The sequence below is a fragment of the Nguyenibacter sp. L1 genome (assembly GCF_035199985.1).
Lineage (GTDB): Bacteria > Pseudomonadota > Alphaproteobacteria > Acetobacterales > Acetobacteraceae > Gluconacetobacter > Gluconacetobacter vanlangensis.
Genome location: NZ_CP127015.1, coordinates 2,943,050 through 2,966,165, shown reverse-complemented (window position 1 = coordinate 2,966,165; position 23,116 = coordinate 2,943,050). Strand labels below are relative to the sequence as shown.

Here is a 23,116-nt window from a genome sequence, read left to right as displayed (position 1 = left end):
GTCAGCCGCCACCCGTTCCGGCCAGCAGCAGGCTGGATTTCAGGGCGAAGCTGCCCTGGGCGGCCACGGCCTGTCCGGCGGCGAGGCCCGCGGTGACGACGGCGCTGCCGCCGCTGTCCAGCGCCACGGTGACCGGGACGGGACGGAAAATGTCGGAGGCGGTGCGGATGAAGACCACGTCGCGGCCATTGACCTGCTGCACGGCCTCGGACGGGATGACGATGCCGGTGGCGCGGTCGTCGGTCTGCAGTTCGGTGTCCAGCATCATACCCGGCCGCAGCGCGCCGCCGGGATTGGGCACGGCGCTGATGACCCGGACCAGGCCGGTGGCCGGGGCGGCCATGCCGTCGACCGAGCCGATGCGCGAGGCCAGCGCCCGGTCGCCGAGCCGCGTGACCTGCCGTCCGCCGGGCACGATATGCGCCGCGTCCTGGGGCGGGATGTCGGAGACGATCCAGACCGAGGACAGATCGACCAGGGTCGCGGCGTCCTGCCCCGGTTCGATATCGCCGGCCACGGCGACCGAGACCGATTGCACCGTGCCGTCGACCGGGGCGATCAGGGACGAGGTTTCGTCCTGGGAGGTTTCGTCGCCGTTGTCGCGTTCGGTGACGGAATTGAATTCCTCCTGGAACCGGTGGGACATCGTCGCGACGTCGGCCTGGCGGGCCAGGACGGTGTTCTGCGCCTCCTGCAGCACCGCGAGGCGGCGGCGGACCTCGCCGGCGGCGATCGTGGCGCCGGCGAGGGCGCGGGCGCGGCGATAGGCGGCCGCGGCGTCGTCGCGCGCCGCGATGGCGGCGTTCAGGGCGGCGCGCATCTGCACCGCCTGGAGACGGGCGACGTGCAGGGAATGATCGACGTAATCGACCAGCACCGTATCGCGGGCGACGCGCTGCCCGGCCAGGACATGGACGGCCAGCACCTTGCCCGAGCCCACGGGGCGGATATGCACCACGCGGGTTTCGTCCGGCATCACGCGGGCGAGGGCGGGCAGCACGCGCGAGACGGTGCCGGCGTGGGCGGTGGCGACGGTCAGGCCCTCGTTCTTCTGCGCGTCGGCGCCGATGGTCACCGGGGCGAGGCCGTCGGCGGCGGGTGTATCGGCGGCGGGTGTATCGGCAGCGGGCGTCTTGGCCTGGGCGGGAGCGAGGATCGCGATGAGGGCGGCGGCCGGCAGCAGGGCGGCGAGGCGTTTCCTCATGGCGTGGTGCCCGCGGCGATGGCGGCGCGCATGATGGCGGCGTGCCATTCGATTTCGGCCCTGTTCAGCGTGAGGATGGCGGAATAGGCGGCCTGTCGCGCCCGCAATGCCTCGACCAACGATGTTTCTCCTACCTGCCAGGATCGTTCCATTTCATCCGCGCGCCGGTTCAGGGCACCGGCGGCGGCGCGGGCGCCATCCAGCGTCGCGGCGGAGGCGTCCAGCCGGGCGCGCACCTGGGCCAGTTCGACGCGCACCGCGCGGCGGGCCTGCAGTTCCTGGCTGCCGGCGGCCGCCAGCCTGTCCCGCGCGGCGGCCATCTGCGGCACGTTCCGCGCCGCGCTGGGCAGCGGCATGATGACGTTGACGCCGACCTGGTCGTCCCACGGGCTGCCGTACTGGCCCTGGTGAATCACGCCGACGCCGATTTCGGGGTTGGGCATGAAGGAGGCGCGGGCGAGGCGCACGCTTTCCTGAGCCGCCATGACGGCGCGGCGGGCGGCACGGACGCGGGGATCGTTGTCCTCGACCAGTTGGGGGGTGCCGAAGCGCGTGCGGGCCAGGAGGCGCGCATCGCTGGACAGGATGTCCGGCACGCCGTCGCGGCCCAGCAGCACCTGCAGCGCGGCGGCGGCGGTGGCGGTCTGCTCGCCGGCCAGGGCGACCTCGTTACGGGCGGCGGCCAGTTCGGCGGCCACGGCCTGGCGGTCGGACAGGGAGGATTCGCCGACCCGCGCGGCGTGGGCGGTGGCGGCGTCCAGGCGCCGCATCGCCTGCAGCAGCGACAGGGCGACCGCCTGTCGGCGCTGGGCGATGACCAGCGCGCCGGTGGCGTCCAGCACCCGGACGGCGACGGCCATGTGTTCGGCGTTCATCCGTTCCTGGATGGCGGCGGCGTCGGCCTGTGCCACGCGGCGGGTGGCGGTGCCCTGCCCCGGCAGCCAGAGCGGCACCGAGATGCTGCCCTGATAGGTCGTGTAGCCGAGATTGGAGCCGATGAAATGGTCGTCGTAATATTGCGCGGAGACGACCGGGCCGCCGGGGAACCAGGATCGCGCGGCATCGGCACGGTCATCGGCGGATTGGCGGTTGGTCGCCAGTTCCGCGCGCATCGGGTCGATCGCCCAGGCGGCGCTGACGGCGTCGTGGAAGGCCAGGCCGGCGGCATGGGCCGGCGGCGCGGCGGTCAGGCAGGTGACGGCCAGCAGGGCGGCGCCCAGGGTGCGGGTCGGTGGGACGCTGCCGCGGTCCATGACGGAGGGGGCTGTCCCGCCGTGCCGATTCCCATTGTGCTGGTCCCTGTCGTGCCTGTCGTGTCCCCTGCCCTGCTTCATGCGGCATCCCACGCGATCCGGCGGCCCCGTGCCGCACCTGCAGGAAAGGGGCTCTATCACAGGAAGCTGACGGGACCCTGAACGTGGTGTGCCGACGGGGCGGCCCGACGGGATGGGCCAAGGGGGCGGGGACGGAGAATTTCGATGCGGGCCCGCTGACTTTCCCGGGGTTTTGGCCTATGTCTCCGCCCATGACCGACACACCGCTCTCGCTGATCCGCAATTTTTCGATCATCGCGCATATCGACCATGGCAAGTCGACCCTGGCCGACCGGCTGATCCAGGCCTGTGGGGCGCTGAGCGCGCGCGAGATGACGAACCAGGTCCTGGACAACATGGAGCTGGAGCGCGAGCGGGGCATCACCATCAAGGCGCAGACCGTGCGCCTGACCTATCCGGCCAAGAACGGCAAGACCTATGTGCTGAACCTGATGGACACGCCGGGCCATGTCGACTTCGCCTATGAAGTCAGCCGGTCGCTGGCGGCGTGCGAGGGGTCGCTGCTGGTGGTCGATGCGTCGCAGGGGGTCGAGGCGCAGACCCTGGCCAACGTGTACCAGGCGATCGACGCCAACCACGAGATCGTCCCGGTGCTGAACAAGGTCGACCTGCCGGCCGCCGAGCCCGAGCGGGTGAAGGCGCAGATCGAGGAGGTGATCGGCATTCCGGCCGATGACGCGGTCGAGATTTCGGCCAAGACCGGCCTGAACATCGAAGGCGTGCTGGAGGCGCTGGTCACCCGCCTGCCGCCGCCGGTGGGCGACGACAGCAAGCCGTTGCAGGCGCTGCTGGTCGATAGCTGGTACGACCCGTATCTGGGCGTGATCATCCTGGTGCGCATCAAGGAAGGGCGCCTGCGCAAGGGGTCGCGCATCCGCATGATGTCGAACGGCGCGGTCTATCACGTGGACCAGGTGGGGGTGTTCGCGCCGCGCATGGTGCCGGTAGACGATCTGGGGCCCGGCGAAATGGGCTATATCAACGCGGCGATCAAGACCGTGGCGGATTGCAATATCGGCGATACGGTCACCGATGACCGCCGGCCGGCCGAGACGCCGCTGGCGGGGTTCAAGCCGTCGATCCCGGTCGTGTGGTGCGGGCTGTATCCGATCGATGCCGACGATTTCGAGAAGCTGCGCGACAGCCTGGCGAAGCTGCGGCTGAACGACGCGTCGTTCCATTACGAGGCCGAGACCTCGGCCGCGCTGGGCTTCGGCTTCCGCTGCGGGTTCCTGGGGCTGCTGCATCTCGAGATCATCCAGGAGCGGCTGAGCCGCGAGTTCAACCTGGACCTGATCGCGACCGCGCCGTCGGTGGTCTATCGCCTGTATCGGACCAATGGCGGGATGGAGGAGCTGCACAACCCCGCCGACATGCCGGACGGGTCGGTGATCGAGAAGGTCGAGGAACCGTGGATCGTCGCGACCATCATGGTGCCGGACGAGTATCTGGGCGCGGTGCTGACGCTGTGCACCGAGCGGCGCGGCATCCAGAAGGACCTGACCTATGTCGGGAACCGGGCGATGGCGGTGTATCGCCTGCCGCTGAACGAGGTGGTGTTCGATTTCTACGACCGGCTGAAATCGGTGTCGCGCGGCTATGCCAGTTTCGATTACCAGATGGACGGGTATGAAGAGAGCGACCTGGTGCGGATTTCGATCCTGGTGAACCAGGAGCCGGTCGACGCGCTGGCCTTCATCGCGCATCGCTCGGCCGCCGAGACGCGCGGGCGGTCGATCTGCGCCAAGCTGAAGGAGCTGATCCCCCGGCAATTGTTCAAGATCGCGATCCAGGCGGCGATCGGCAGCCGGGTGATCGCGCGCGAGACAATCGGCGCGATGTCGAAGGACGTGACGGCCAAATGCTATGGCGGCGACATCTCGCGCAAGCGCAAGCTGCTGGAAAAGCAGAAGGAAGGCAAGAAGCGCATGCGCCAGTTCGGCAAGGTGGAGATCCCGCAGAGCGCGTTCCTGGCCGCGCTGAAGATGGATCATTAAGGCCGCCGGCAAAGCCTGGAGCCGGAGGAGCGCATCGGGGCTTTGCCCCTTGCGCCGGGCGGAAATGTTGCTATGTTCCGCGCCCAGACGGCGGGCCGCCCGGCAGGCAGGCCCGTTTGTGCGCCGGAGAGATGGCCGAGCGGCTTAAGGCGCACGCTTGGAAAGCGTGTGTACGTTAATAGCGTACCGTGGGTTCGAATCCCACTCTCTCCGCCAAACACCGCCGATTGCCGCATAAATTGGCCGACTATCTCGATAATTATCAATTTGATATCGCCTTTTAAGTGACTGCCCTGCCGACACGGGTTCTCACATGCCCTACCAATTCCGTAATCCTCGTGCTGCTCCATGCGGCACTGCCTTTATACCGGCGATCCTGACGTGTTTTTATCGCTTCTGACCGACAGGGCACGCGAAAGCTTCGATGCCTGGCGCGCGGACCACGTACCCGCCGCCGAGGTCGCCTGACATCGTGGCGTGACCATTGGGCACGGGCATCCGCCACAGCCATCCGCTCAGCATGGCAATATCGCCCATTATTTAAAAGCGTTTACCTTGGCATACTTCCTATTTAAGCCAACGAGGAAACGTTTGAATAGCGAGATTGTACGGCCGGTTCCTCACCGATCTGCAGATCTCCGAGAGTAAGCTGGATAGGCCCGGCGAGCCGTAGAAGCGGCAATGATCCGTGCTTCCCCAAAAAATTTGCCACTTGACAAGGTAAGGAAAGTTCCTTACTGATCTTGCGATCAAGTTGGGAGCTTAAACATGGCCGCATTGCTGAAAGAAGAAAGCACCATCACGGCTAAAGGCCAGACCACGGTTCCCAAGGCCGTCCGGCAGGCCTTGGGCGTGGATTATGGCGGACGCATCGCCTTTTTAGTTGATGACGAGCTCCGCGTCTATGTCGAGAAGGCGACGGAAGAGGAGAGCGATCCGGTCGTCGATCGCTTCCTCAGGTTTCTCGCGCACGACATGACCAAGCATCCTGGTACCTCCGTCGTCCCGCTGCCTGCTACGTTGCAGGATCGTATGGCGGTGCTGGTCGGCGATATCGACGTTGACCTCGATGCCGAGATCGACGGGGTCGTCGCACTCTAGTCATGCTCACGATCAATGGCTGGACCATCCTTGCGCATCCCCTTTTTCTCGATCAGTTAGAGAAGCTGACCAGGTCCGTCCAAGTATTGAAAGCAAAGAAGCCCGAGGACTATCGGAAGAACGCGAACACCAAGCTACTGGCTGCGTTGAACAAGCTCGTATTTGAGGCGATTCCGGCCGACCCGATGGCGACCGTCTATCGGCAAGGCTCGACTCTCGGCAATGATTACAAGCACTGGTTCCGGGCGAAGTTTGGAAACGGCCGCTTTCGCCTGTTCTTCCGTTATGACTCGAATGCGAAAGTCATCATCTTTGCCTGGGTCAACGATGAAACAACGCTCCGGACCTATCGCGCGAAGACCGATGCCTACAACGTCTTCAAAGGAATGCTGGACATGGACAGTCCACCCGACGATTGGGCCGCCCTACACAAGGCGGCTTCCGAGGCCATCACGGTCGCGCGGCTAGACGTCGCTTCATCTACGAAGCCGTAGGCGACGACATGGGTATCCGGACAGTCAGGTCTACGAGTAACTGCCTGCTGAAGCTGGCGTTTTGTATGAAGGATGATGATCGAATTTAGCTACGGAAATCAGTCGGAAATAAACGACAGCCATGATGAGTCCTTGGGACCTAAACTTATGACGGCCTCCTCGCATGTGTTTGCTGCCAACTGGTCGAATACTGCAAAAGAATGCACTGAAGGAAAAATATCTGTCACCAGCTGGTAATCGATTTGGCATCGGAACGAGACAGATGCGCGAAGAGCAATAAGGCTAGGAACAAGTCGAAGAATATGCTGACCCCAGGGGAAATATACTCCAATCTTGACGACCTCGCTGCGAAACCTCCAGCAGGAGGCGAGTTCGGCTTGGCGCTGATGGAGGCGGTAGGCGCGCCGCGTGCGACGATCACGAAACTACGCGATACCGCCAAAGACGGTGCATTCCTTTGGGCACGGATGCTCCGCTTCGAAGCCACCGGACAGGGAGGTGTGGACGCGGCGCTGGACCGAATGCGCGCGGAAGCTGGGGCCGCACCTAAGGGACGTCGCCCTCGCATATTGCTCGCCTATGATGGCGAGCGCATCGCTGCCTATGACACAAGCCCAAAGTTCGACGAAGAACCGCTGCGTGTCGGCCTCGATATGCTCTCACTCGAAGGTGACGTTTTCTTTCCGCTTGGTGGGCACGAGCGTTACGTTCCCAAAAAGGAGCGAATTGCCGATGTGCGAGCCACGCGATTCATTTCGCGCTTCCATGACGCGGTGCGCGACGCCAATCCCGGCTGGACGATGGAAGCGGATCGCCATGCGCTCAATATCTTCATGGCGCGCATACTGTTCTGCCTGTTCTCCGACGATGTCGGCATTTTCGACAAGGACGTATTTGAGACCGCTGTGCGGCAGTCGAACGTGGACGGCAGTGACCTTGCTGCGTTTCTGCAGAGCGCCTTTAAGTACATGGACACACCACCAGAGAAGCGGTCCTCAGAGACTCGTCCTTGGTCCAAGCTGAAATATGTGAACGGCTCCTTGTTCGAAGAAGATGTGCCTATGCCGGCGCTGGATGGGCGTTGCCGTAAGCTGCTCCTCGATTGTGCGGGATTGAATTGGAAGCTCATCAATCCTGACATCTTTGGCTCGATGCTTCAGGCCGTGGTTGACGTTGAGAAGCGCGGCGAACTGGGGATGCATTACACATCACCAGCCAACATCATGAAGGTGCTGGAGCCCATCCTTCTCGATTCACTGCAAACGGAGTTGGAACGAGCTGGAGCGAACAAGGGGCGCCTGCGCGAATTCCTTGAAAGGCTCGGCCGCATCCGCGTGTTCGACCCGGCATGTGGCTCCGGCAACTTTCTGATCCTCGCCTACAAGGAGCTGCGGACTCTAGAGACCGAAGCCTTGCGCCGTCTTGCCTTGCCGCGGCTGTCGGGTATCGCACTGGAGCAGTTTTTCGGAATCGAGATCGACGACTTCGCGTGCCAGGCGGCACGGCTGGGCCTTTGGATCGCCAAGTATCAGTGTGACCAGCAGTTAGAACTGGACCTGGGCCAGCGCACCGACTTCCTGCCGCTTCAGAAGGCTGGGGTCATTGTGAAGGGCAATGCGGCGGAGATCGACTGGTTAGAGGTTTGCCCCCCCGATGCAGGGGCGAAAACCGTGGTGGTAGGGAACCCACAGTTCCGCGGCTCTTCCTACTGGTCGCCCGAGCAAAAGGCGGACATGGCTCGCGTGTTCAAGGGGCGCGTCAAGAATTGGGGCAATCTCGATTACGTGACGCTTTGGTTCGCCAAGGCTCGCGACTATGCGCTGGCGACCGGCGCGCCCTTCACTTTTGTATCCACCAACTCCATTGTGCAGGGCGTGCAGGTGCCTGAATTGTGGCCGCATCTGCTCGACGGGATGGAGATCCGCTTCGCGCACCGTTCGTTCAAGTGGTCCAACCTCGCTGCGAACAATGCCGGCGTGACCTGCGTGATTGTCGGTATGGGACTGCCAAGCGACGCGCCCAAACGCCTGTTCGATGGCGATACGGTGCGCGACGTGGAGGTGATCGGGCCTTACCTCGCACCCGGCACCACGGTGATCGTGGCCAAAGCGAGCAAGCCGCTCGCCCCTGACCTCGAACCAATGACTCGCGGCAACCAACCGACCGACGGCGGCAACCTGATCTTAGATCGCAACGAGCGTAATGCGCTGCTGGAGACACATCCGCAGGTGGCCCGTTTCATGCGACGGCTTTACGGCAGCCAAGAGCTGATGAAGGGCATCGAACGGTATTGTCTTTGGGTGGCAGACGAGCAGGTTGAGGAGGCTAAGTCCATACCTGCGGTAGCGCGACGGTTTGAGGCCGTATCGCGGGATCGCTCCAAGGGAGATGCCTCCGACATATCGAAGGCATATGCAGACCGACCCCATCGATTTCTGCAACGGGCCGGCGCAGCAACTTCGCATACAATCATGGTGCCGCGTCCCGCGAGTAAGGATCGCGAGTACCTGCCCGTCGATGTGAAGGACGACACCAACATAACGTCAAGTGAGGCGTTTGGTATTTTCGACGGTGCGGTGTGGCAGGCTGCGATCCTGTCCTCACGCATGCATCGGTTATGGCTAGAGACGGTAGGCGGACGCCTCAAAGAGGACCCGCGCTACTCGAATACTCTGGTCTGGAACACCTTCCCATTGCCGCCTCTGTCAGATCGCCGGAAAGCGAACCTTGAAGAGCATTGGTGGGCAATAGACGAGGCGCGCAAGGAGGCCGGATTTGGCCGCTCTCTCGGCGAGCTTTACGTTCCCGCCAAGATGCCCCACACCCTGCGCCGCGCCCATGAAGACCTAGATGAGACGGTGGAAACGATCTTCGGCTCGCGTCGCTACCGCTCGGACGCTGACCGGATCGAGCACATGCTGCAACTCTACGCGCGAATGGCTGCGGGAGACGAGAATCCAGCCCACACCAACGAAAGGGTGAACGCATGAGCGAGGCGGCAAACAAGGCGGGTGAGAACGGCCTCGGCTCCATCACACTCAGCTATGAAGGGACAGGCGCGTCCAAAGCGACCAACCACCTTGGCATGCGCGTCATGCAGGCCCGGGTTTGGGATAAGCGGGACGCGCAGCACTTGTTGGTGAAATCACCACCCGCGTCGGGCAAGTCGCGCGCGGCAATGTTCGTGGGCCTTGAGAAGCTTCGCACCAAAGCTGTCGACCGCGTGGTGATCGCGGTGCCCGAGCGGTCCATCGGCGCCTCGTTCCGGAACACAGGCCTCGCGGCAGGCGGCTTCCACTCGGACTGGCGGCTCGACCTCGACCTCTGCACCGTAGGCTCGGAAACCGGGCGCAAGGTGGATGAACTGATAGCTTTCCTGCGCGGCGATAGCGGCGGGCAGACGGTGCTGTGCACCCATTCCACCCTACGCGCAGCCTACGCCAAGACGGATGACGTGAGCTTGTTCGATCGCGCGCTCGTTTGCGTGGACGAACTGCACCACGCTTCCTCAGACGAGAACAGCAGGCTGGGCAACCTGTTGCGCGGATTGGTCGATCGGGCGGGCGAAGTGGGGTCCGATGCTGCGCACATCCTCGCTATGACTGGATCGTACTTCCGCGGCGACGGTACGGCGGTGCTTCATCCGCAGGACGAGGCCCGTTTCGAGAAGGTAATCTACACCTACTACGAACAGCTCAACGGCTACGCGTACCTCAAGACGCTTCGCATTAACTTCCGCTTCTACCAGCGCAATTACCTCGACGCGATCGGCGATGCTCTTGACCCCCACATGAAGACGATCGTGCATATACCGCATGTTGGCTCAGCCGAGGGCAGCGGTGTCAGCAAGATGTTCGCTGTGGACGCGATCGTGGATGCGATCGGTGATCGATTGGGCAAGAACCCTAAAACCAGTGTCGATGCCACGACCGGCTTTGTTCATCTCACGGCGGGCGGCCATACACTAAAGATCGCGAACCTCGTGGATGACAGCGCGGAACGAGAGAAGGTGCTGGCGAGCCTCCGCGCGGTAAAGGACCGCAAAGATGTCGACATTATCATCGCGCTGGGCATGGCCAAGGAGGGCTTCGACTGGGTGTGGTGCGAACACGTTCTAACGGTTGGTTATCGGGGGTCGCTGACCGAAGTGGTGCAGATCATCGGTCGAGCGACACGGGATGCGCCCGGCAAGACGGAGGCGCAGTTTACCAATCTCGTATCCGCCCCTTTTGCAAAGGACGAGGCCGTCAGCCGCGCCGTCAACGACATGCTCAAGGCCATCTCGGTTTCGCTCCTGATGGAGCAGGTAATGGCCCCGGTCTTCAAGTTTCGCACACAAAAAGGCGCAGACCAATTCGACGGCTCGCCTAGCGACGATACTAAGCCTGTTCCTGTGACCAATGCGGGCGAAATCGAAATTGTTGGCATGCCGGAAATCGACGAAAAGGCCGTAGAGGCGATCGAAAACGACTTCAATGACCTGTTTGCAGATGTGCAGAATGACTCGCGCACGCTGACGGTTATGATCAATCCCGACGACCATCACACGGACGTGATGTATGATCTCGTGGTCACGGATGTAATCAAGCGGCGCTACCCTGGCTTCTCAGCGGAACAGGTCCAGGACGCGGTGGGCCTGTTCGGCGTACGCGCCGGACTAGGTCGCGAGGTCGCCAAAGATCCAAGCATTATCCAGACGCCCGGCATGTCCGAGGGGGAACAGTCTCTCTTTGCGGAGCCGGACGATGGCACCGGCGAGAATACCCTGAGCCCCGGCGACCGGTTTGTGCAACAAGCGAAGCGTTTCATAAACGTGCGGGAGTTGCAGGTCGATCTGCTCGGCGGCCGACGCGACTTCGATGACGCCTATGAGCTGTTGTCTAAGGAACTTTCCGAGGAGTTGCTCGCTCGCCTTCACGGCGAGGTTCGGGCGTTGAAGGTGAGCATGACGCAGGATGAGGCCGAAAAGCTTTATCCCCGCATCAAAGAATTCATTCAGCGCGAGGGTCGCGAGCCTAACCTGAATTCCCCCAATGGACGCGAGGTCAGGCTGGCAGAAGGTTTGGCCTTCATGCGCAAACTTTCGCGGGAAAAGCGTGCCGCCATGGCGGGCGCGGACAAGGGACAGGTCGATGCCTGAAACGATCGACTATCTCAACGACGAACTTCTAATCACACCTGGCGAGAGGCCCAAGGCAGCGCGGACGCCTCTCCTTGCCCGCGCGGTCGAGGTTATCGAACGCATCAACGCGTTCATGGATGAGACTGGTGCCGAGCCGGTTTCTGAGCCAGGGCGCAGTGTGCGGGAGCGCATGCTTGCCAATGAACTGGCTGGGCTGCGAGCATCGAAGGCTGACTTGGATGGGCTCGCATTTTACGACACGCGTAATCTCGTCTTCGGTGAGGTGGGTGTCGTAGATCCTCTCGATGATCCGCTGTTGGCCGATGGCTTTGATATCTTCGAAGTGCGTGACGAACTAAGGCCGATGGCGCGGCCCGACTTCGTCGCCGACCGGCGCCCTTGCCCGGATTTCGAGCGTTTCGAACCGCTGTTTGATAGCGTTCGCAAGGCTGTCGACGAAGGAACGCGCAGACCCCAGCCTTTTCGGCAGGAGCGCGTCGAGCTGGGCGAGTTCTTCGTCCTCAAGGGCCAACTCGTCCATGTTGCGGACCTTCGCGACGAGCACCGGCGGAATAGTAAGCCGGACGCTCGCTTGCGCGTCATTTTCGACAACGGCACGGAGTCCAACCTGCTGATGTCATCGCTCGTCCGGCGACTGTACGAAGACAAGGATGCGCGGCGCATCGGCACCACAAATGCCGGTCCCCTTTTCGAGGGCGCGCGAACTGGCTTCGTTTACGTGCTGCGTTCTCGATCGGATAAACCCGAAATCCAGGGATTGCTTAAGGTCGGCACGACATCGGGAGCAGTGGAGGATCGCATCGCGCATGCTGAAACGCAGGCGACATTCTTATTCGCACCAGTAGATATTCTTGTTACCTTCGAACTGGTGGGTCACTCAGCAAAGGAAGCTGAACAGCTTATCCACAAGGCGCTTCGATCGTATCACGTCGCCCTGAGGGTGACGGGACCTGATGGACGATCCTTCAGCGCAACCGAATGGTTCAAAGTGACGCCAGAGCTGGTGGAAAAGGCAATAGAAAAAGCGCTCGGTTAACGGTGGCGAAGCGGAAGTCTGATGGGCAGCGTAAGTCAGCTTTGCTGTCCCTTCGCACCTACTTTGGAGGGGTATAGAGGGCTATGGAGTAGACATAGTTCTCATCGCTATCCCGCATTTCCAGACAAGTGATTGATTTCATTGGGTTATTTTTTGGCTTCGGCAGTGTGTGGCACATGTTGGTGGCACGCACGGGAAGCCGATGCCGGCACCTTACATGCAGCGCAGGCGGTCGGTCCGGCACCTGAAAATCAGCGGTACAAGGCGGCGGAGAAAGCTCTGCTTGCCGGAATACAGGAGACCTGCGTCCGGGGTACCCTCCGCAACCATTCCAACGATGCCATGCATCGTCGGAACCTCCGGCGGCTTCGCCCATCATCTTGCAGGCCTGGGAGATGTTGCCCAGTTGCTTCGACAGTTCCTGCGGGCCGATTTTGGCGCGGACGATCTTCTGGTCACGGGTCGTGACGAGGTCCTCCGATGGCTGCGGCGGGGGGCCGCGTCACCCGGCCTCTCCGGCCCCGCCGCAGCCCCGGTTGGGCTTCAACACGACCGGCAATTGCTCTGCGTTTGCGTGCCGCCAAGCGACGTATGTGCGGCATTTCCTCCATAATCGATCGGAGGGATTGCGCGACTTCGCGTCGGAAGAGGGTTGCTATGGCGGATCGGACGTGGCCCGCTTCCAAAGCATGGGCCGCGTCCAACGCGGCGACCCCGGCGTGCATCAACATGCTCGCATTCCGGTAGCACGCCATCATACAAGCATTGCATGGCTCGCGCTGATCCGGAATTCCGTCGAGGTCGAAGACTGAGCCCATCGGGTGGCTCCACGCCTCGCAACGCCAGATGTCGAGGTTCCAATCGAGGTAGAAATACTTGTAGCCGCCGACACAGGGTACTCGCTGCGGCTCGCCACGTACAAAACGTGCGACTTCGTCGAGCGACGCTTGAGAGTTCATAACCGGGAAGTGCTTCTTCAATTTGGCGATTGCCGCAAGGGCATCGAGCAGTTCAGCGCGGTTGAAGTCGACGAGTTTCGATTCCCCGCCAAACACCAGGGATGTTGAGCCAAAGGGCTCGCGACGCGGATACGAAAATTCGACCGCGTCGAACCCGAGCCGCTTCAGGGTTTCGGGGAGCTTGTCGTAATGAACGAGCCGGCTGACCGTAACAGAGGCCTGGACCCGCAGGCCAAGAGATCGCGCCCGCGCGATGCCCTCTGCGATACGCGCGGCAAGTCCGTCCAGACCTCGGTTTTTCTCATGTACATCAAACTCGGCGCTGTCGATCGAGACGATCAGATTCGTGAGTCCAGCCGCAGCCAGGGCGTCGATATACCGAGGCAAAAACCAACCATTCGTGATGAGAGTTGCCCGAATGCCGGATGCGGCCGTATCCGATACGAGGCGAACGATGTCCGGATGCACAAGAGGCTCGCCACCCTGGAATGTTACGTACCGTATGCCCCGTCGGTGCAAGATCGGCAGTGCGCGTGCGAAGTCTTCCGCATCAACGTATCGTCTGGGGCCGATCAGCGTGTTGTTCCGCGAAAAACCGCAGAAGTCGCAGGCTGCGTTGCAGACATTCGTTACTGAAAGGTCGCAGATTGCGGGGAGCTTAGGAGCCAGCATCATCACGTCCCTCCATCACGGAGTCCCACCGCAGTCTTCCATGACAACGCGGGACCGCTTTTCCCGGATTCTCTGCCGCCGCCGGGCGGGAGTTTCAGTCGAGAGGAGCCTCGATCATCTCTTTATGACGCTGCAGGGAAAATCATCGGATTTTCACGAAGGAGCCGGGGAGGTTGGAGCGCCCGGTGCGGGTTCGATGTGGATGACGGTCGGTCCGATCTCGTGCATGACCTCACGTGCGTCGTAGGCATAGAGGTCGTTGAGCGGCTTGGTTCCGTGATAGAGGACGATATCGGCTATCGCATCATAGCTGTTGATGGGTTGGGAATAGCTTGTTCCGGAGCCGTCCCACGGACCAACGCCGCCCCTTCCATGGCGCCACCCCCAGCCGCCGCGCCAACCCCAGGCCAGATTGTCGCCATAGCTCTCATAGGCTGTATTCTTGTCGACGGCCTTGTTTACAATGACAAAATAATCATAGCCATTTTCCAGAGTCACCTCCGCGCACCGATACAACATATATGTATCGACAGTCTGGCGTGATGTCTCCGCATTGCCCCGGAAGGATATTCTGAAGCGATTTGTCTCGATCTGTTGCGTCGTATATCCCTCTCCAGCCTTCGTTGCCGGCTGGTACGGTGTTGGGTGAGTGCAGGCCGTTGCAATGATCAGTCCGGAGATCGCGGCGATCTGGCGAACCGTCATAAGGGGAACAGGCATTTCTTATCTCCCCACGTGATGAGCAATATTATCCGGACATCCGATGTCGCTCTCGCATGTTGTCCTTGTGCGGATTGTGATGCGGCGAAGTTCCGGCCCGATAAGTCGCAGTCCGCATGGACCTGCCTGCTTTCCAAACATGGACGCCCGCGACATATCCGCATTCAATCCTTCTTCGAGCGCGAAAACGGGCGAAAAGTTCGATATCGCGCCACAAACATTGGTTGAGTGGCTTTGCTTTCCTGCCACGCTCGACCCTTGCTTCAGATCGCACCGAAAAAGCGAGCCAATGCGTCCGCCACGGCTTCTGGCTGTTCCTCGGGCTGGAAATGGCCGCAATTCCTGATCGTCTCCCCGCGGACGTCCCGGCCGAACGGACCGATCATGGCCGCGATGTCGGGAATCGAGCCTTGATCGGCGCTCAGCCCGAGCACCGGCATTTCGAGCTGGCGCTCGGCCGCCAGCGCCCGGTTCTGTTCAGCGGAACGTGCCGCAGCGCGGTAGAAGGCGAGCCCGGCGCGCATACCGCCAGGTGCGGAGAAGATGCGCAGATATTCGTCGATCTCCTGTTGCCCGTAACAGGCCGGGTTGGCTGTTTTGTTCCAGAAGAACCATTCGAGATATGGCCGTTCGCGTCCTTCGAGCAGGATTTCCGGCAAATCCGGGACCGCGTGGAAGCCGAAATGCCAGGTTTTCCAGGATTTATCGGAGGATGAAGGCAGCATGTCGGGCAACGTGATGCCTGGAATCCCGGCATCCATCAGGGTCAGCGCCTCGATCTCCCGGCCGAACATCAGCGCGTAGGGAAAGGCGACCCAGGCGCCGACATCATGCGCGGCCAGGCAATATCGTTCGAGCCCGAGCTGCGCGACGAGATCATGCAGGCGTTGTGCGACGGTCGCTGTGTCGTAGCCATCGAGAGGGCGGTCGCTGTCACCCTGGCCCGGTAAATCGACTGCCACGACGCGGAAATCCCGAGCCAGAGCGGGCATGACCTTGCGCCAGGCGTACCAGCTCTCGGGGAATCCGGCGACGAGCACGATCGTGCGCCCGGATTGGACGCCGCCCTCGACAAAGTGGAAACGCAACCCGCTCACGGTCGTGAAACGGTGGGCGAAGCCGGCCGGTGCTTCCGGCAGGGTGCCGTGGATCATGTGGGTTCCTTTCCAGTCTAGTGTCCTGCCCGAGAAATTCTTATGAGAATTTCTCGGATCAGCAGGCCACTAAAATATTGATTCTAGTGTCCTTTCGATCCCGAAATTCGCTTGCGAATTTCGGAATCGGGACACTAGAGCCATATCGGTGAGGGGCAGGCCGAACAGGCCCAAACGATCGATCGGCATGGACGGGACAACCTGCCGGCGAGCGGCGCCATGAGGATGAAAAGCATGGTCAGTCGAGTATCCTGAGGGCGCGTGCGACGAAGATTTCGCCATCCTCGGTGAATTCACCTGCCTTGCCGACAACGCGCATGCCCTGCAGCAGAGCGAGTAGAACCGTGGCAATCGCGCAGGCATCGCCCTTCGCCGCGATCGATCCGTCACGTTGCCCTTCTTCGATCAGCCGGCTCAGCATCGCCCGCCGTGACGAGATTTGCGCACGCAGGATGTCGGCTGCCTGGCCGACCTGGTCGATATCGGCGATCCCGGCGACGATCAGGCAACCAAGCCTGCCGTCCCGGCCTTTACTGAGATCGACATAGAGCCTGAGGAGGCCCTCGATCCTGGCGCGGGCATTTTCCGCCTGTTCGAAGATCATCGCGATATGGGCCTCGCGCAGCGCGATATAATGTTCGAGCGCTTTGGCGAACACGCCCTCCTTATCCTGATAGGCCTTGTAGACGCTGCCGACCGTCAGGCCCGTCGCCTTGGTCAATTCGCTGATGCCGACGCCTGAGAAGCCGGACGCACTGAACAGCGCGATCGCGCTGTTCAGGAATTCCGCTTCATCGAAGGCGCGCGGGCGCCCCCGGTTTCCCGCTCGAATGTCTTGTGCCATGTTGCCGCCCGTTTTAGGAAACGATCGTTTCCTAAATAGCAGCTTCACGAACGGAGTCAAGCGCGCCCGGGCATGATCGGGATGATGAAAAAGCGGGCTGCAGAGAGGCTATGATGACCTGAAGTCGTTCGCTACCGGCTTTGCTTTTCGACCAAAGCGCGCGAACGTCTACGCGATGCCTTTGCCGCCGGTGACGCCATAGACCTCGCCATTGATGAAGCTCGCTTCCTGTGACGCAAGCAGCACATAGACCGGGGCCAGTTCCACCGGCTGCGCCGGACGTCCGAAATCGCTGTTCTTTCCGAAATTCTCGACTTTGTCCTCCGGCTGGCCGCCGCTAGGCTGCAGGGCGGTCCAGACCGGGCCTGGCGCCACGACATTGGCACGGATGCCTTTTTCGATCAGTTGGCCGGCCAGCGCCTTGGTATAGGCCACGATGCCGGCCTTGGTGGTCGCATAATCGAGCAGGTTTTCCGATGGATGATAGGCTTGGACCGACGCAGTGGCGATGACCGACGCTCCTGGTGGCAGGTGCGGCATCGCCGCCTGGGTGATCCAGTACAAGGCGTACAGATTCGTCTTTATTGTTCGGTCGAAATCCTCGCTCGAGAGCGCTTCCAGCGTCTCGCGGAATTGCTGCCGGCCGGCATTGACCACCAGGATATCCAGGCCGCCCAGCCCCGCGACTGCCCGGTCCACCAGTTCCTGGCACCAGGCTTCATGCTGGATATCGCCGGACAACGCCACCGCCCGGCGGCCTTCGGCCTGAATCAGGGCCATGACCTCTTTGGCATCGGCATCCTCTTCCGGAAGGTAGGCAATCGCCACATCCGCGCCTTCTCGCGCATAAGCAATCGCGGCGGCACGTCCGATTCCGGAATCTCCCCCGGTTATCAATGCTTTGCGGCCCAACAATCGGCCCGTGCCCCGATAGCTCTGCTCGCCATGGTCGGGAATGGGATCCATCTTCCCCGTTAATCCCGGCCGGGCCTGAGGTTGCCTGGGAAACGGCGGCGATGGGTATTGCGTACGTGGATCCTGCATTGTCAGACGGTCAGTCATGACGTGCTTCTCCTTCGATCAGTGCGCGAAAGAAAGCTGCCGCTTCCGGACGGGCGGCTCGGGGCGGTCGTCATGCGACCGCCCCGGTGGTCGTCACCGGCCTGTCTCGCTGGGAGTATCCGGTGCCTTTCGTACGCTCCCTGAACGACTTGCTCTTTTTACTCGCCCTTATGGGATGCGTGGCCGCCCTTACGGCCGGCTTCTACCGCTTTTTCGTGATCCTGGGCAAAATTGCCGGGATTGTGCTCGGCACCGCCGCCGCCATGGCTGTGCTGGCCGCCCTTGCGGCCGGCCTCTGCCGCCTTTTCGCGATCCTGAGCGAAATTGCCGGGATTATGCTCGGCACCGCCGCCGCCATGGCTGTGCTGGCCGCCCTTGCGACCGGCCTCTGCCGCCTTTTCGCGATCCTGGGCGAAATTGCCCGGGTTATGTTCTGCACCGCCGCCACCGCGGCTGTCGGCCGCGCGCGCGATGGGCGAATGGTAAATTTCCGTGAAATTCATGACGTGCTCCATTTTTTTGAAAAGGGAGCCTCGCATTGTGCGACGGTCACCATGGACTCGCTGCCCCCCTGGCCGCCCGACATGTCGCATCGGGCGAAATCCCAGATAATGCCTCCAAGATTTCCTACATGGCCATCGCTTATCAACGATTCGCGAGCTATATCCCAAGATCATGATATTTCGAAATTTCCGTGTTCCGGCGTTCTCATATCGACGCCTTGAGGCCCGCTGCCAGATTTCAAATCGTGCAACTTCCAGGCAGCGTCAAGCTTTGGCGGAAACTGGGCTATGGTGATCAAGATTACGGGGTCAAGCCGATCTGCCGTCAGCGGAACTCTGTCAGTTTTTGCAGGACAATGCGGACGAACTGGCTGTCTTCATCGTTACGTCAGGCAGCGTTTCGCTCGGCAATCGGCCGTCGGCGCAGGCTTGCCTGCTTCACTGCCGGCGGCTGGTAATTCGCCTCGTTCACGCCGATATCGACGCCCGGCGGCACGACTTGATCAATCTGATCCAGAACGTCATCGCTGAGCCGAGCTTCGGCGCCCGCCAGCAGGTCATCGAGCTGCTGTTGGGTGCGGGGACCAAGGATCGCCGAGGTGACGGCGGGATGCGCCATGACGAAGCCAAGGGCCATATGAGTCAAAGACAGGCCCGCCCCCTGCGCGATCGGGATCAACTGCTCGATCGCGTCGAGACTGCGCTCGTCGGACATTTGCTTGGGGAAGACTTTGACACGCAGGGAGTCGGGGAGCGGCTGTCCCTTGCGATAGCGACCCGTGAGCATCCCCTTCGAGAGCGGACTCCAAACCAGGACGCCCATGCCGTAGCGCTGGCAGGTGGGGAGCATGTCCCGCTCGATGTCGCGATCCAGGATGGAGTAAGGCGGCTGCTCCGTACGGAAGCGGCCAAGCCCGCGTCGCTCGGCGACCCACTGGGCTTCGACGATTTCGGATGCGGGAAAGGTCGAACTGCCGATCGCGCGTACCTTGCCCGCGCGCATCAGATCGGTGAGAACCGACAGGGTTTCCTCGATATCAGTGTCCGGCGCCGGGCGGTGAATCTGGTAGAGGTCGATATAGTCGGTCTGCAGGCGGCGCAGAGAGCCCTCTACCGCAGAGGTGATCCACCGCCGCGAGTTCCCTTGCATATTCGGATCGTCGCCCATCGGGCCATGCACCTTGGTGGCGAGCACGATGCGGTCACGCCGTCCCTTGAGGGCTTTGCCAACGATCTCCTCGGATTCTCCAGCGCTGTAGCGATCGGCAGTGTCGATAAAGTTGATGCCGAAATCCAAGGCCTTGTGAACGATCTGGATGCAGTCATGGTGATCGGGATTGGCCAATTTTCCAAACATCATCGCGCCCAGGCAGTAGGGGCTGACCTTGATCCCGGTGCGACCGAGCGTGCGGTATTGCATGGCGTTCTCCTGTGGTTGCGATCGTTTGGCGGCGACCGCCGATCCGTGATAGCCAGCATAACCGGAACGGCGTTCCGGGTTTATACGGAACGCTGTTCCGTTTTTCAACCGGACTCTATGATGAACGAGGAAGCAGACGATCAGACCGGCGGTTCGAACCGCGAACGCCCAGCCGAGCGCCGCCCGCGCGCCGATGCGCAGCGCAATCTCGACGCGTTGCTTCGCGCGGCGAAGGCGGTGTTCGCCGAGTCGGGCGTGGACGCACCCGTCCGCGAAATCGCTGAGCGTGCCGGTGTCGGGGTAGGCACCGTCTATCGACATTTCCCGCAGCGCGCCGGCCTTATCGCCGCGGTCTGCCGTCAGGAAATGGAGGCCTGCGCCGACGCGGCGCCGCTTCTGGCGAACGCGAACCCGCCGTTCGAGGCATTGATGAAATGGTTGCAGCGATACGCGGCCTGGGTTGGAACGAAGCGTGGGCTCGCAAAGGCGTTGCATTCAGGCGATCCGGCATTCGAAGCCCTGCCCGCATATTTCGAGCAGCACCTGCGGCCTGCCTTCCGAACGCTCTTCTCGTCCGCCGTCGCCGCCGGCGTGGTTCGGGCGGACGTCGATCCTGACGACCTTCTTGGCGCGGTTGCGAGCCTGTGCATGTCTGCGCACAATAGCTCGGCTGATCACGCGGGACGCATGGTAGCGCTTCTTGTGGACGGACTGCGCTATGGATGCGTCGCGCCAACGGCGCAGGTGGCCGGTCGGCCGCGGGAGTGAAAAGAGCCAACTCGGGCCCGGGTCTGTGTTTGTTATTTTTGAACTATTGCGGCTATCTGCGTCATTCCGCAGCATATTTCAATCCGGTGACAATTCTCACGCGTACGTCAGAAGGGGCTTGCCACATCATGCGTTCGTGAGTATTTCAGAATGTAGCCAACCGAATGAACTTAAGCGGTTCAGGACGCATGGCCGCCGGGTGGATCCGCTCGATCCGTGTCCCGGTATTTCATATGACGGCGCCTCCGGTGATTTTACGGATATTGCGGCCGGTATTATGGTTCTTCCGTCTCTTCGTCCCCGGGGCGCGGGGAGCGGGCCGCCGATGACATCGGTGTGTGATTTTGTAGAAATCGATATTCCACCATTTCTTTTCATCACGTGGATGCGCGGCGTTATCGTGCGGCCGGCAGGTCCCTATGAGCCCCGTGCGGCGGCGTATGAAGGAAGAGTGCGTGAACGAATCCCATCGCGCGTCCGGCGCCTTTGCGTCCGCGCGTCCGGCGCCCGATCCGGCATCCGATCCGGCAACGGCGCGCATCCAGGCCGCCATGGCGGCGGCGCGCCATCATGGGCTCGACCTCGACCCACGCGATTTCGCCCGCGAGCCGGGGGAGGACACGCCCTCGCCCGCGACCCTGGCCCGCTGGCTGACCGAACAGGGCGCGGTGGCGCGGGGTATGCGGCTGACATGGCCGCATCTGGTCCGGCTTCACAACACGCCGCCGATCGTCTTGATGTTTCGCGACGGCGCCGCGGCGCTGATGGTGCGCGCCGATCCCGCGCGCGGCCTGGTCTGGCTGCGGGATCCGATGGCGGCGGCGTCCGATTCCCCCGTTCCGGTCGATGAGACCCATCTTTCCCAGCTCTGGACCGGCGACGTGCTGCTGGTCAAGCGCGCGCGCGACGCGACCGAGGCCGACGCGCCGGTCAACGCCGCCTGGATGCTCCGCATGGTCCTGCGCGAGCGCGGGCTGCTGCGCGACATCCTGCTGGCTTCGGTCATCCTGAGCGTCCTGGCCGTCTTTCCGGCGCTTCTGGTCATGCAGGTCATCGACCGGGTGGTCAATTACGCGTCGATGGCGACCCTGTTCTCGATCACCGCGCTGATGGTGATCCTGTCCGGATATGAAATGCTGCTGTCCCATGCCCGGCGCGAACTCACGCTGGTGCTGACGACGCGCATCGACACGCGGATTTCGCTGCATGCCTTCAATCGGCTGCTGTCGCTGCCGCTGGATTTCTTCGAGCGCGAGCAGGGCGGCCAGGTCATCGGCCGCGTCATGGCCATCTTCAAGGTGCGCGACTTCCTGACCGGCCGGCTGCTCAGCACCTTCCTCGACCTGTTCACCCTGATCGTCATCCTGCCGGTGCTGTTCTATCTCAGCGCCACCCTGGCCTGGATCACGCTGGCCGCCGCCACCCTGATCGGCCTGATCGTCCTGGTCTTCATGCGGCCGATGACCCGTCTCTATGGGCGCGTCATCGGGGCCGAGATGGCGCGCAACTCGGTCATGCATGAATCGGTCGCCGGGATCCGCACGATCAAGACCCTGGCCCTGGAATCCGCCCGGCGCGAGGAATGGGACGACCGCACGGCGCAGGTCGTGCGCTGGCGCCTGGCGGCCGGCCGGCTGGCCAACTGGCCCGCGACATTGTCCGCGCCGCTGGACCAGTTTCTCAATCGCGGCATCATGCTGGTCGGCGCGTGGCTGATCCTGACGGGCCATTCCGGGCTGGCCGCCGGCGGGCTGATGGGCTTCATGATGCTGGGCGGCCGCGTCGCCGCGCCGCTGGCCAGCCTGGCCCGCCTGCTGGAGAACCTCAACGAGGTCGCGTCCTCGCTGTCCGAGGCCGCGCTGGTCCTCAACCAGCCCACCGAAACCCGCGCGCTGACCACCGGCATGCGGCCGCAGATCCATGGTGCCCTGTCCTTCGGCAATGTCGATTTCACCTATCCCGGCGCGACGGTCAAGGCGCTGGACGATGTCAGCTTCGCGGTGCCGGCCGGCACCATGCTGGGCGTGGTCGGCCGCAGCGGCTCGGGCAAATCGACCATCACCCGGCTGCTGCAGGGCGTCAGCCGCGCCTATACCGGCCAGCTACGGCTGGACGGAGTCGATCTGCGCGACATCAACCTGACCCATCTGCGCCGCTCCTGCGGCGTGGTGCTGCAGGATAATTTCCTCTTCCGCGGCACGATCCGCGACAACATCACCGCCGGCCGTCCCGGCCTGACGATGGACGACGTCGCCCGCGCCGCCCGCCTGGCCGGAGCCGACGAATTCATCGAACGCATGCCCGGCGGCTATGATACGTGGATCGAGGAAGGATCGACCAATATTTCCGGCGGCCAGCGCCAGCGCCTGGCGATCGCCCGCGCCCTGATCGCCGACCCCAGGCTGATGATCCTGGACGAGGCCACCTCGGCCCTCGATCCGGAAAGCGAGGCCCTGGTCAACGCCAATCTGCAACGGATCGCCCGCGGGCGGACCATGGTCATCGTCTCGCACCGCCTGTCCTCGCTGGTCCATTGCGACCAGATCCTGGTAATGGATCGCGGCGCGGTGGTCGATATCGGGCCGCACGCGGCGCTGCTGGACCGCTGCGCGCTCTATCGCGGACTCTGGATGCAGCAGAACCGCCATGCGCCGGTCGTCGCGCGGATCCCCGCGACGGCCGCGCGGGCGGAGGGGCGCTGAACC

At 62.5% G+C, this 23,116-nt stretch carries 17 protein-coding genes and 1 tRNA gene; 9 read left to right on the top strand and 9 right to left on the bottom strand.

The features are described 5' to 3' along the window. Position 1: 1 nt before the first annotated feature. Entirely contained in the window at positions 2 to 1,204 is a 1,203-nt protein-coding gene (locus QN315_RS13325) for an efflux RND transporter periplasmic adaptor subunit (protein WP_323989741.1), read from the bottom strand. Next, positions 1,201 to 2,457, bottom strand: a complete 1,257-nt coding sequence (locus tag QN315_RS13320; RefSeq protein ID WP_323989740.1) for a TolC family protein — start codon at positions 2,455 to 2,457, stop codon at positions 1,201 to 1,203. Before QN315_RS13320 ends, QN315_RS13325 begins: the two co-directional genes overlap by 4 nt. 272 nt (positions 2,458 to 2,729) lie before the next feature. Between QN315_RS13320 and lepA the strand changes: the two genes are divergently transcribed. The 7 genes from lepA to QN315_RS13285 all read left to right on the top strand — a co-directional run bounded on the left by lepA (position 2,730) and on the right by QN315_RS13285 (position 12,309). Beyond that, on the top strand, positions 2,730 to 4,535 hold the full coding sequence (gene lepA / locus QN315_RS13315; RefSeq protein WP_323989739.1) for a translation elongation factor 4: 1,806 nt from the start codon (positions 2,730 to 2,732) through the stop codon (positions 4,533 to 4,535). 125 nt (positions 4,536 to 4,660) lie between these two features. Continuing rightward, positions 4,661 to 4,751: transfer RNA gene (locus tag QN315_RS13310), tRNA-Ser, on the top strand. Between the two features lie 552 nt (positions 4,752 to 5,303). Beyond that, entirely contained in the window at positions 5,304 to 5,636 is a 333-nt protein-coding gene (locus tag QN315_RS13305) for a type II toxin-antitoxin system PrlF family antitoxin (RefSeq protein ID WP_323989738.1), read from the top strand. Positions 5,637 to 5,638: 2 nt separating this feature from the next. Next, positions 5,639 to 6,130, top strand: coding sequence for a type II toxin-antitoxin system YhaV family toxin (locus tag QN315_RS13300; RefSeq protein ID WP_323989737.1), 492 nt, complete (start codon positions 5,639 to 5,641; stop codon positions 6,128 to 6,130). Positions 6,131 to 6,432: 302 nt separating this feature from the next. Continuing rightward, positions 6,433 to 9,120: a DNA methyltransferase gene (locus tag QN315_RS13295; RefSeq protein WP_408904521.1), complete on the top strand. Its 2,688-nt coding sequence runs from the start codon at positions 6,433 to 6,435 to the stop codon at positions 9,118 to 9,120. Beyond that, positions 9,117 to 11,270 (top strand): DEAD/DEAH box helicase, encoded by a 2,154-nt coding sequence (locus tag QN315_RS13290; protein ID WP_323989736.1) that lies wholly within the window; start codon positions 9,117 to 9,119, stop codon positions 11,268 to 11,270. The genes QN315_RS13295 and QN315_RS13290 overlap by 4 nt, the downstream gene beginning before the upstream one ends. Next, positions 11,263 to 12,309 (top strand): GIY-YIG nuclease family protein, encoded by a 1,047-nt coding sequence (locus tag QN315_RS13285; RefSeq protein ID WP_323989735.1) that lies wholly within the window; start codon positions 11,263 to 11,265, stop codon positions 12,307 to 12,309. The genes QN315_RS13290 and QN315_RS13285 overlap by 8 nt, the downstream gene beginning before the upstream one ends. A 455-nt stretch (positions 12,310 to 12,764) precedes the next feature. On the opposite strand, the gene QN315_RS13280 is transcribed toward QN315_RS13285, so the two are convergent. The 7 genes from QN315_RS13280 to QN315_RS13250 form a co-directional block, all read right to left on the bottom strand. After that, complete coding sequence (locus QN315_RS13280) at positions 12,765 to 13,943, bottom strand: radical SAM protein (RefSeq protein WP_323989734.1); 1,179 nt, start codon at positions 13,941 to 13,943, stop codon at positions 12,765 to 12,767. A 150-nt stretch (positions 13,944 to 14,093) separates the two neighbouring features. Further along, complete coding sequence (locus tag QN315_RS13275) at positions 14,094 to 14,660, bottom strand: CC0125/CC1285 family lipoprotein (protein WP_323989733.1); 567 nt, start codon at positions 14,658 to 14,660, stop codon at positions 14,094 to 14,096. A 263-nt stretch (positions 14,661 to 14,923) separates the two neighbouring features. Further along, complete coding sequence (locus tag QN315_RS13270; protein ID WP_323989732.1) at positions 14,924 to 15,814, bottom strand: alpha/beta hydrolase; 891 nt, start codon at positions 15,812 to 15,814, stop codon at positions 14,924 to 14,926. A gap of 238 nt (positions 15,815 to 16,052) precedes the next feature. Next, the gene (locus QN315_RS13265; protein WP_323989731.1) at positions 16,053 to 16,658 is read right to left on the bottom strand and encodes a TetR/AcrR family transcriptional regulator; all 606 of its coding nucleotides are present in this window, start codon (positions 16,656 to 16,658) and stop codon (positions 16,053 to 16,055) included. 168 nt (positions 16,659 to 16,826) lie between these two features. Beyond that, entirely contained in the window at positions 16,827 to 17,720 is an 894-nt protein-coding gene (locus QN315_RS13260) for an SDR family oxidoreductase (protein ID WP_323989730.1), read from the bottom strand. A 158-nt stretch (positions 17,721 to 17,878) separates the two neighbouring features. Further along, the gene (locus QN315_RS13255; RefSeq protein ID WP_323989729.1) at positions 17,879 to 18,223 is read right to left on the bottom strand and encodes a KGG domain-containing protein; all 345 of its coding nucleotides are present in this window, start codon (positions 18,221 to 18,223) and stop codon (positions 17,879 to 17,881) included. Positions 18,224 to 18,611: 388 nt separating this feature from the next. Then, positions 18,612 to 19,643, bottom strand: coding sequence for an aldo/keto reductase (locus QN315_RS13250; protein WP_323989728.1), 1,032 nt, complete (start codon positions 19,641 to 19,643; stop codon positions 18,612 to 18,614). A 120-nt stretch (positions 19,644 to 19,763) separates the two neighbouring features. Between QN315_RS13250 and QN315_RS13245 the strand changes: the two genes are divergently transcribed. After that, a complete protein-coding gene (locus QN315_RS13245; RefSeq protein ID WP_323989727.1) occupies positions 19,764 to 20,411 on the top strand; it encodes a helix-turn-helix domain-containing protein in 648 nt (215 codons plus the stop codon). 551 nt (positions 20,412 to 20,962) lie between these two features. Continuing rightward, positions 20,963 to 23,113: a peptidase domain-containing ABC transporter gene (locus tag QN315_RS13240; protein WP_323993493.1), complete on the top strand. Its 2,151-nt coding sequence runs from the start codon at positions 20,963 to 20,965 to the stop codon at positions 23,111 to 23,113. The last annotated feature ends 3 nt before the right edge of the window (positions 23,114 to 23,116 follow it).

What these genes read in the sequence shown, in the direction of transcription:
- QN315_RS13325 (WP_323989741.1), bottom strand. Translation starts at nt 1,204, where the DNA reads ATGAGGAAACGCCTCGCCGCCCTGCTGCCGGCCGCCGCCCTCATCGCG.
- QN315_RS13320 (WP_323989740.1), bottom strand. Translation starts at nt 2,457, where the DNA reads ATGGACCGCGGCAGCGTCCCACCGACCCGCACCCTGGGCGCCGCCCTG.
- lepA (WP_323989739.1), top strand. Translation starts at nt 2,730, where the DNA reads ATGACCGACACACCGCTCTCGCTGATCCGCAATTTTTCGATCATCGCG.
- QN315_RS13305 (WP_323989738.1), top strand. Translation starts at nt 5,304, where the DNA reads ATGGCCGCATTGCTGAAAGAAGAAAGCACCATCACGGCTAAAGGCCAG.
- QN315_RS13300 (WP_323989737.1), top strand. Translation starts at nt 5,639, where the DNA reads ATGCTCACGATCAATGGCTGGACCATCCTTGCGCATCCCCTTTTTCTC.
- QN315_RS13295 (WP_408904521.1), top strand. Translation starts at nt 6,433, where the DNA reads ATGCTGACCCCAGGGGAAATATACTCCAATCTTGACGACCTCGCTGCG.
- QN315_RS13290 (WP_323989736.1), top strand. Translation starts at nt 9,117, where the DNA reads ATGAGCGAGGCGGCAAACAAGGCGGGTGAGAACGGCCTCGGCTCCATC.
- QN315_RS13285 (WP_323989735.1), top strand. Translation starts at nt 11,263, where the DNA reads ATGCCTGAAACGATCGACTATCTCAACGACGAACTTCTAATCACACCT.
- QN315_RS13280 (WP_323989734.1), bottom strand. Translation starts at nt 13,943, where the DNA reads ATGATGCTGGCTCCTAAGCTCCCCGCAATCTGCGACCTTTCAGTAACG.
- QN315_RS13275 (WP_323989733.1), bottom strand. Translation starts at nt 14,660, where the DNA reads ATGCCTGTTCCCCTTATGACGGTTCGCCAGATCGCCGCGATCTCCGGA.
- QN315_RS13270 (WP_323989732.1), bottom strand. Translation starts at nt 15,814, where the DNA reads ATGATCCACGGCACCCTGCCGGAAGCACCGGCCGGCTTCGCCCACCGT.
- QN315_RS13265 (WP_323989731.1), bottom strand. Translation starts at nt 16,658, where the DNA reads ATGGCACAAGACATTCGAGCGGGAAACCGGGGGCGCCCGCGCGCCTTC.
- QN315_RS13260 (WP_323989730.1), bottom strand. Translation starts at nt 17,720, where the DNA reads ATGACTGACCGTCTGACAATGCAGGATCCACGTACGCAATACCCATCG.
- QN315_RS13255 (WP_323989729.1), bottom strand. Translation starts at nt 18,223, where the DNA reads ATGAATTTCACGGAAATTTACCATTCGCCCATCGCGCGCGCGGCCGAC.
- QN315_RS13250 (WP_323989728.1), bottom strand. Translation starts at nt 19,643, where the DNA reads ATGCAATACCGCACGCTCGGTCGCACCGGGATCAAGGTCAGCCCCTAC.
- QN315_RS13245 (WP_323989727.1), top strand. Translation starts at nt 19,764, where the DNA reads ATGAACGAGGAAGCAGACGATCAGACCGGCGGTTCGAACCGCGAACGC.
- QN315_RS13240 (WP_323993493.1), top strand. Translation starts at nt 20,963, where the DNA reads ATGGCGGCGGCGCGCCATCATGGGCTCGACCTCGACCCACGCGATTTC.